The following is an 8,464-nucleotide window of genomic DNA, read 5'->3' on the forward strand; positions in this document are numbered from 1 at the left end:
CACGATCAAGAACATCTTCATCCACGTGCGCGCGATTCGCCGCATGACGATTTCGCAGAGCGACCGCGCGTCGCGCTCGATCGTCGACCATCTGCGCATTATCGAGGCGCTCGAAAAGCGCGATACCGAACTCGCCGAGCGGCTGACGCGTCAGCATTCGCTCGATCTCGCCGCGTTCATCGAAGCCAACTGCGACTTTCTTGACTGAAGAAGGCGCGCCCTTTTTTCCAGACCGTTTACACGATTGACTGCGGACATCCCACTCCGGGGATGTCCGCATCTTCCCTCATTGCCAAGCGGCAAGCTCCTCTGCGCGTCCCACGCCATCGCATCTATAAACGATAGCGAATCCATTCGATAAGTAACTTTAATTATTCGCAATTGCGCACGCGACCTTACGATGGGTTCGCCCGATCAGCATTGCGACTCAGGGTTAACGCGCGCGTTTGCCCCTGAAAGACGATGCATTCGGGTTAATCCGCAGGCCGTTGGAATAAAAATGTAAAGACCGCAACCTGTTTGAATGGTTAACTACGCAGGTCTGTCGAAAGGTCCCCAACGCCGGGTAGAAGAAGTACGAGTAAGGCGGATGCAGGCGGCGCGTCGTGTCATGCGCATCCGGCATCGAACACATTAGAAAAGCGGAGACGTTGCTCATGAATGGAAATACCCGACAGGCGACGGGAAGCGGTCTTTTCGCGAACCGTTGGAGTCAGCTGGTGATCGGCATGCTGTGCATGGCGCTCGTCGCTAACCTTCAGTATGCATGGACGCTCTTTGTCGCGCCGATGAACGCGCGGCACCATTGGGGCGAAGCATCGATTCAGCTGGCTTTCTCGATCTTCATTCTGACCGAGACGTGGCTCGTGCCCGTCGAAGGATGGCTCGTCGACCGCTTCGGTCCGCGTCCCGTCGTGGCAGGTGGCGCGATCTGCGCGGGTCTCGCGTGGATGCTGTTCTCGCACGCGACCACGTTGACAGAGTTGTATATCGGCTCGGTCGTCGCCGGCATCGGCGCGGGCGGCGTGTACGGCACGTGTGTCGGCAATGCGTTGAAATGGTTTCCGGACAAGCGCGGTCTCGCAGCCGGTTTGACGGCGGCGGGTTTCGGCGCGGGTGCGGCGGTGACGGTGATTCCGATCGCCAACATGATCTCGTCGCAGGGCTACGAGCACACGTTCCTGTTCTTCGGCATCTTGCAGGGCGTGGCAATCTTCGTGCTGTCGCTGCTGCTGAACAAGCCGGTCACGCGCGCAACGGCAGGCATCAAGCGCAAGTTCGCGGTGAGCAAGGTCGATTACACGCCGGGCCAGATGATCAAGACGCCCGTGTTCTGGCTGATCTATGTGTCGTTCGTGGCGGTGGCCGCGGGCGGCCTGATGGCCACGGCGCAGATCGGTCCCATCGCGAAGGACTGGGGTCTCGCCAAGCTGCCGATGACGATGTTCGGCATGACGCTGCCCCTGCTGACGATGACACTGTCCATCGACAACATCTGCAACGGCTTCACGCGTCCCCTGTGCGGCTTCATCTCGGACAAGATCGGCCGTGAGAACACGATGTTCGCGATCTTCATCGGCGAGGGGCTCGCGCTGCTCGGCATGATGCATTACGGCCAGAACCCGTACGCGTTCATGACCTTCGCGGCGCTGATCTTCCTGTTCTGGGGCGAGATCTTCTCGATCTTCCCGGCGATCTGCGCGGATACGTTTGGCAGCAAGTACGCAGCGGCCAATGCCGGCACGCTGTACACCGCGAAGGGCACGGCGGCCTTGCTGGTGCCGATTGCGTCGGTGTTGTCGGGCGCGGGCGGCTGGAGCCTCGTGTTCATCGTGTCGGCTGTGATCACGATTGCGGCGGGCGTGTCGGCGAAATTCGTGCTGGCGCCCATGCGCGCGCGCTGGATCGAGTCGGGCACTTCGGCGGCGGCATCGTCGGCTAACGCATCGCGCTTGAGCGCCAGTTCGGGCGAGTGAAGACGCGCTGCCGCGCAGCGGCAGGATGACGGATGACAGCAGAAGCGGCGCATGGCCAGATGGTGGCAATGCGCCGCTTCTTGTTTTTCATCGTGTGAACGGCGATGACGATGGCGTTGGCGGCGACGTTGGCGTGCTTTGCGTTCGTCGCATCGCCAAATACCAATAAAAAAGTCTCCCGCGCATGAACGCGCGGGAGACTTTTCAGAGCCTGCTTCGTGGTCGCGGCGGGCCGCTCAGGCGCCTGCGAGAGCAGGCACGCCGTCGTCTCCGAAGTACTGCGAGAACGAGAAGCCCGTCGAACGGCTTGCGCGTGCGCCGTCGTTGGGTATATCCACGCGCGTCGGCAGCACGTCGGGCGTATGCGCGCTCTTCTTCGCGAGAATCGCGGCGCTCAGAAACTCCGCGCTGTATGCGTTGAGCAGGTGCGGCTGGTGCGCCTGCAGATAAGCGACGACGCGCGCATGCTCGCCGTCGATTGCCGCCAGCGACGTCAGCGTCTGTGCATCCCAGCGGAACCGCAGACCGAGGTCGGCGAATGCGCTATTGAACGCGCACAGTTGCGCGTCGATCGAGCGGTCGTAGTGGCTCGTGTGTTCATCGTGTGCGTTGCGCATCATCCCCTCCGTTTCATCGATTGCGTGAAAACAGGATAGGCGCGTCGATCGATTCACGATAGTTAAAGTTTTTTTAGAAAACTATCAATCAACGTTTATGGAAAGACCGCTGCATACCTAGGGTGCAGGAGAAGTGGTGTCGATAAGATATGTGATATACAGTATTGCACATATGCAAGACGGCGCTGACAAGGCCGAACGAGTGCGCGGATGCGACTCGAACGCCGACCCGGCCATCACCGTTTTCGACAACGAGGAGACACGTCGACCATGTCCACCGACACGCAAGAAAACGTCCGCGCGGTCCCGTTGAGTCTGAATCTCACACCGATCAACGCGACGGCTTCGCTGCGCGATCAGGCGTACGCGCGACTCAAGCAGGCGATCGCGAACACCGACATCTATCACTCGCGCGCGGAAGTGCGTCTGGACGAGAAGGAATTGACAGAGGCGCTCGGCGTGAGCCGTACGCCCGTGCGCGAGGCGATGACGCTGCTCGAACAGGAAGGCTTTTTGCGCACCGTGCCGCGCCGCGGCGTCTACATCCTGCGCAAGACGAAGAAAGAGATCGTCGAGATGATCTGCATGTGGGCCGCGCTCGAAAGCGTCGCGGCGCGGCTGGCCACCCAGCGCGCGTCGAACGACGAGATCGCGAAGCTGCGCGCGATGTTCGACCACTTCAACGACGCCGCGCCGACCGATCACATCGAGGAATACTCCGAGGTGAACATCGCGTTTCACCAGGCGCTCGTCGAACTATCCGGCTCGCAGATCATCCTCGACACGATCAAGAACATCTTCATGCATGTGCGCGCGATACGGCGCATGACGATCGCGCAGAGCGACCGGGCGTCGCGTTCGATCGCGGACCACATGCGCATCGTCGAGGCGCTCGAAGCGCGCGATACCGAACGTGTCGAGACGCTGGTGCGCCAGCATTCGCTCGATCTCGCGCTGTACGTCGAGACGCATTGCGATTTTCTCGACTAAGCCAGCACCCGGGTCTCGAAAAGACCCAGGACTATCCCGTACGGACGCTTGATGCAGTGCACGATCCAGGCGCCCAAACCCTCCAGACACAAGGCTCAAACGACGTTTTTGCGATGCAACAGCATCGCCAGGCACCTGCAAAAACCCGTTGACTAATATTGTGTTTGGAATATTGTATATCACGACGACGCACACAACACCCGGCCAAGGAGGAGACGTCATGGCAGATGTACTTGAGATCAGACCGCAGGATTCCGCTGAACAGAACGCACAACAAACGACGGACGGCTTCCACCTCGTCATCGACGCGCTGAAGGCGAACGACATCGACACGATTTTTGGTCTGGTCGGCATTCCAATCACCGACCTCGCGCGCCTCGCGCAAGCGGAAGGGATGCGCTTCATCGGTTTCCGTCACGAGCAGCACGCGGGCCACGCCGCCGCGATCGCGGGCTACATGACGCAAAAGCCCGGCATTTGCCTGACGGTGTCCGCGCCGGGCTTCCTGAACGGTCTGACGGCGCTCGCCAACGCGACGACGAACTGCTTCCCGATGATCCTGATCAGCGGATCGAGCGAGCGTGAAATCGTCGACCTGCAGCAAGGCGACTACGAAGAGATGGATCAGCTGAACGCAGCGAAGCCCTACGCGAAGGCGGCGTACCGCGTGCTGCACGCAGAGGACATCGGCATCGGCGTGGCGCGCGCGATTCGCGCAGCCGTGTCGGGCCGTCCGGGCGGCGTGTATCTGGATCTGCCCGCGAAGCTCCTGTCGCAAACCATCGACGCCGTGAAGGCACAGCAATCCATCGTCCGCGTGATCGACGCCGCGCCGCGCCAACTGCCCGCGCCCGATTCCGTCAAGCGCGCCATCGATCTGCTGAAGAACGCCAAGCGCCCGCTGGTGCTGCTCGGCAAGGGCGCTGCATACGCGCAGGCCGACAAGGAAATCCGCGCGTTCATCGAGAAGACGGGTATTCCGTACCTGCCGATGTCGATGGCCAAGGGCCTGCTGCCCGACACGCACGAACAATCGGCCTCGGCTGCGCGTTCGTTCGTGCTCGCGGAGTCGGATGTCGTCGTGCTGATCGGCGCGCGCCTGAACTGGCTGCTGTCGCACGGCAAGGGCAAAACGTGGGGCAAGCCGAAGCAGTTCGTGCAGATCGATATCTCCGCGCAAGAGATGGACAGCAACGTCGCGATCGCGGCGCCTATCGTCGGCGATATCGGTTCGTGTGTCGCATCGCTCGTCGATCAGGTCGGCGAGAACTTCCCGCAGCCGCCGAAGGAATGGCTCGACGCCGTCAGCGAGAAGAAGAATACGAACCTGCAAAAGATGGCCGCGACGCTCGCGAAGAATCCGTCGCCGATGAACTTCCACAGCGCGCTGCGCGTGCTGCGCGACGTGGTGAAGGCGAACCCGGACATCAACGTCGTCAATGAAGGCGCGAACACGCTCGACTACGCGCGCGCCATCATCGACATGTACCAGCCGCGCAAGCGCTTCGATTCAGGCACGTGGGGTGTGATGGGCATCGGCATGGGCTTCGCGATCGGCGCAGCCGTGACGAGCGGCAAGCAGGTGCTGGCGATCGAAGGCGACAGCGCGTTCGGCTTCAGCGGCATGGAACTCGAAACCATCTGCCGCTATGAGCTGCCCGTGTGCACGGTGATTTTCAACAACAACGGCGTGTATCGCGGCACCGACGTGAACCCGACGGGCGGCAAGGACGTCGCGCCGACCGTGTTCGTCAAGGACGCGCGCTACGACAAGATGATCGAAGCCTTCGGCGGCATCGGCTACAACGTGACGACGCCCGAAGAACTCGACAAGGCACTGAAGGAGGCCATCGCATCCGGCAAGCCGACGCTCATCAACGCCGTTATCGACGAAGCAGCCGGCACGGAAAGCGGACGCCTGACCAATCTGAACCCGCAAAGCGCGGCAATGAAAAAGTAATGACATCAGCCCAACACGGAGATACAAAAGTGAGCAAACCACTCGAAGGCGTCAAGATCATCGACTTCACGCATGTTCAGGCGGGTCCTGCGTGCACCCAGTTGCTTGCCTGGTTCGGCGCGGATGTGATCAAGGTCGAACGTCCCGGCGCGGGCGACGTGACGCGCAACCAGTTGCGCGACATTCCCGACGCCGACGCGCTGTACTTCACGATGCTCAACAGCAACAAGCGTTCGCTGACGCTCGACACGAAGACGCAGGAAGGCAAGGAAGTGCTCGAGAAGCTGATCAAGGAATCGGACGTGCTGGTTGAGAACTTCGCGCCCGGCGCATTGGATCGCATGGGCTTCACGTGGGAGCGCATCAACGAGCTGAACCCGAAGATGATCGTCGCGTCCGTGAAGGGCTTCAGCGACGGCCACCATTACGACGACCTGAAGGTCTATGAAAACGTCGCGCAGTGCGCAGGCGGCGCGGCTTCGACGACGGGCTTCTGGGACGGCCCGCCGACTGTGAGCGCAGCGGCGCTCGGCGACAGCAACACGGGCATGCACCTCGCCATCGGCATTCTCACGGCGCTGATCGGCCGCGACAAGACGGGCAAGGGTCAGAAGGTGGCCGTGTCGATGCAGGACAGCGTGATCAACCTGTGCCGCGTGAAGCTTCGCGACCAGCAGCGTCTGGATCGCGTCGGCTACCTCGAAGAGTATCCGCAGTATCCGCACGGCGAGTTCACCGATGTCGTGCCGCGCGGCGGCAATGCGGGCGGCGGCGGCCAGCCTGGCTGGGTGCTCAAGTGCAAGGGCTGGGAGACGGACCCGAACGCGTACATCTATTTCACGATCCAGGGCCACGCGTGGGAACCGATCTGCCGCGCCATCGGCAAGCCGGAATGGATCGACGATCCGAACTACAAGACGGCACAGGCACGTCAGCCGCATATTTTCGACATCTTCAATACGATCGAACAATGGCTCGCCGACAAGACCAAGTTCGAAGCCGTCGATATCCTGCGCAAGTTCGACATTCCGTGCTCGCCCGTTCTGTCGATGAAGGAAATCGCCAACGACGAGTCGCTGCGCAAGAGCGGCACGATCGTCGAAGTGGACCACAAGGCACGCGGCAAGTACCTGACGGTCGGCAGCCCGATCAAGTTCTCGGACATGAAGCCTGAAATCACCGGTTCGCCGCTGCTCGGCGAGCACACGGAAGAAGTGCTCAAGGGTCTCGGCTACAGCTTCGAGCAGATCGCGAACCTGAAGGAAGCGAAGGTGGTGTAACAGGCGAGGCAGGCGTATATCGACGGGCTCCGTCGCATTGCACCGTGCGACGGAGCCCAACCGGATACAGCGCCCCCGCGGCGCTGTTTTTCACTGAGCGGCAGCGAGCCCAATTACACACGAGCCCCTATATGCAAGCAGCCATCGACTTTCAACAACTGGTGAACGTGATCGGCGATGCCGTCGTGATCTCCGACAAGCACGGCGCGATCACGCTGTGGAATCCCGCGGCGCAGCGCATCTTCGGCTTCACGCAGGAAGAAGCGCTTGGCCAGTCGCTCGATCTCATCATTCCCGAGCGTCTGCGCGGGCGTCATTGGGAAGGCTACGAAAAGACCATGGCGACGGGACAGACGCGCTATGGCAACGATCTGCTGCGCGTGCCCGCGCTGCACAAGGATGGCCGCGCGCTGTCGATCGCTTTCACGGTTGCACTGTTGTATTCGGACGAGCGCGAACTGACGGGCATCGTCGCGGTGATCCGCGACGAGACCGCGCGCTTCCAGGAAGACCGCACTCTGCGCAAACGCATCGCGGAACTCGAGGCGCGCGTCGGCGCCTGATCGTTGTTGTTCCGGGTTGTGGCCAGGGCGGTGCATGCCGCCCTGCACTCGCGCAGTTCATATCACGTCGAGCGCCATCCTGGCGCTCAGCACGGAGAACATCGATGCGTGTAGAAACCTTTGGACCGTATCAACTCGAACTGTCGGCCATGCAGTTCATCCATAACGGCGGCTGGGCTGCGTTTGCATGCGTGCGCATGCTCGACGATGGCGCCGAGGCGCCCGTCCATGTCCTGCCATTCCAGCAGGTCGTCGATCACACGGTGTTCGCTACCGAGGCTGCGGCAATCGCGGCTGCGCGCGGGGCCGCCTTTGCGGTGATCGGACCGCAGTCAGCATAGGGATATCGCCCTTCGTGCCGTTCCGGCTCGTGCGCGCATAGCCGCCATCCCGTTCGCTCCCTTCCTTGCTGGCATCCGCGTGGCGAGACGTATCGCGCGATGCCGGCGCACGGGCATGGCAAACCGCATTGCGAATGCTCGCCGCAAGACGTGAAACACGACGGTGACGCGTGTTTCGCGTGGGCCGATTGCGAATGTCAGCGCCGATGGCGGTGTCAACGCGAAACAAACCGCATGGCGGATGCCCACCGCAGGACATGAAACGCGACGACATCGCCTGCGCCACGTGGCTACCGCGCAGACACGCGGCGCGCGCCGGACAAACAAGGCCGTTCATGCGACAAGTCCGCCGTGCGGCCACTTCAGCACCCGCAGAGTAGCGGCCTTGCCCATAAGGGTTTATCCCCGCCGAAAAAGCCGGGAAAAAGCTTGCTCAAATACCAGGCTGTAAATACGATATATCACATATCAGACGCGTTCCAAGTCGGCCGGCCAAGGTCCGGCAGTGCGAACGACGTCGGCGGCGAACGGCATTCAACGATGATGGGAGACGTAGCATGGGCAAAGCACTCGACGGTGTGCGCATTCTCGATTTCACGCATGTGCAGTCGGGGCCGACCTGCACGCAGCTGCTGGCGTGGTTCGGCGCGGACGTGATCAAGGTGGAGCGTGCGGGCGCGGGCGACATCACGCGCGAGCAGCTGCGCGACGTGCCCGACGCCGACAGCCTGTACTTC

General features: G+C 61.7%; 9 protein-coding genes. 8 read left to right on the forward strand and 1 reads right to left on the reverse strand.

Annotated features, from left to right (window positions below; genetic code table 11):
• Window positions 1-208, forward strand: a 208-nt coding sequence (locus tag H3V53_RS41645) for an FCD domain-containing protein (RefSeq protein WP_336602809.1), incomplete at its 5' end; no start/stop codon positions are given.
• A 448-nt stretch (window positions 209-656) separates the two neighbouring features.
• Window positions 657-1,976 carry an oxalate/formate MFS antiporter gene (gene oxlT / locus H3V53_RS41650; RefSeq protein ID WP_336602810.1) on the forward strand — a complete coding sequence of 440 codons (1,320 nt, stop codon included), beginning with the start codon at window positions 657-659 and terminating at the stop codon, window positions 1,974-1,976.
• A 236-nt stretch (window positions 1,977-2,212) separates the two neighbouring features.
• Here oxlT and H3V53_RS41655 read toward each other — a convergent pair whose 3' ends face one another.
• Window positions 2,213-2,596, reverse strand: a complete 384-nt coding sequence (locus tag H3V53_RS41655) for a hypothetical protein (RefSeq protein ID WP_419539745.1) — start codon at window positions 2,594-2,596, stop codon at window positions 2,213-2,215.
• Between the two features lie 267 nt (window positions 2,597-2,863).
• Between H3V53_RS41655 and H3V53_RS41660 the strand changes: the two genes are divergently transcribed.
• From H3V53_RS41660 to H3V53_RS41685, 6 genes are all read left to right on the forward strand, one after another.
• Complete coding sequence (locus tag H3V53_RS41660) at window positions 2,864-3,583, forward strand: GntR family transcriptional regulator (protein WP_336602811.1); 720 nt, start codon at window positions 2,864-2,866, stop codon at window positions 3,581-3,583.
• 220 nt (window positions 3,584-3,803) lie between these two features.
• The gene (oxc, locus tag H3V53_RS41665; protein ID WP_336602812.1) at window positions 3,804-5,543 is read left to right on the forward strand and encodes an oxalyl-CoA decarboxylase; all 1,740 of its coding nucleotides are present in this window, start codon (window positions 3,804-3,806) and stop codon (window positions 5,541-5,543) included.
• A gap of 29 nt (window positions 5,544-5,572) precedes the next feature.
• Complete coding sequence (gene frc, locus H3V53_RS41670) at window positions 5,573-6,823, forward strand: formyl-CoA transferase (RefSeq protein WP_054924641.1); 1,251 nt, start codon at window positions 5,573-5,575, stop codon at window positions 6,821-6,823.
• A 131-nt stretch (window positions 6,824-6,954) separates the two neighbouring features.
• Window positions 6,955-7,386: a PAS domain-containing protein gene (locus tag H3V53_RS41675; RefSeq protein WP_336602813.1), complete on the forward strand. Its 432-nt coding sequence runs from the start codon at window positions 6,955-6,957 to the stop codon at window positions 7,384-7,386.
• 104 nt (window positions 7,387-7,490) lie between these two features.
• Window positions 7,491-7,727 carry a hypothetical protein gene (locus tag H3V53_RS41680; RefSeq protein ID WP_054924639.1) on the forward strand — a complete coding sequence of 79 codons (237 nt, stop codon included), beginning with the start codon at window positions 7,491-7,493 and terminating at the stop codon, window positions 7,725-7,727.
• Window positions 7,728-8,284: 557 nt separating this feature from the next.
• Window positions 8,285-8,464 (forward strand): CoA transferase (locus H3V53_RS41685; protein ID WP_336602814.1); only part of this gene is annotated, 180 nt, incomplete at its 3' end.

The sequence above is a fragment of the Paraburkholderia bengalensis genome (genome assembly GCF_037126505.1).
GTDB lineage: Bacteria > Pseudomonadota > Gammaproteobacteria > Burkholderiales > Burkholderiaceae > Paraburkholderia > Paraburkholderia bengalensis.

Coding starts and splice junctions, on each gene's coding strand:
- H3V53_RS41675 (WP_336602813.1), top strand. CDS start 6,955: ATGCAAGCAGCCATCGACTTTCAACAACTGGTGAACGTGATCGGCGAT.
- H3V53_RS41660 (WP_336602811.1), top strand. CDS start 2,864: ATGTCCACCGACACGCAAGAAAACGTCCGCGCGGTCCCGTTGAGTCTG.
- H3V53_RS41680 (WP_054924639.1), top strand. CDS start 7,491: ATGCGTGTAGAAACCTTTGGACCGTATCAACTCGAACTGTCGGCCATG.
- oxc (WP_336602812.1), top strand. CDS start 3,804: ATGGCAGATGTACTTGAGATCAGACCGCAGGATTCCGCTGAACAGAAC.
- H3V53_RS41655 (WP_419539745.1), bottom strand. CDS start 2,596: ATGATGCGCAACGCACACGATGAACACACGAGCCACTACGACCGCTCG.
- oxlT (WP_336602810.1), top strand. CDS start 657: ATGAATGGAAATACCCGACAGGCGACGGGAAGCGGTCTTTTCGCGAAC.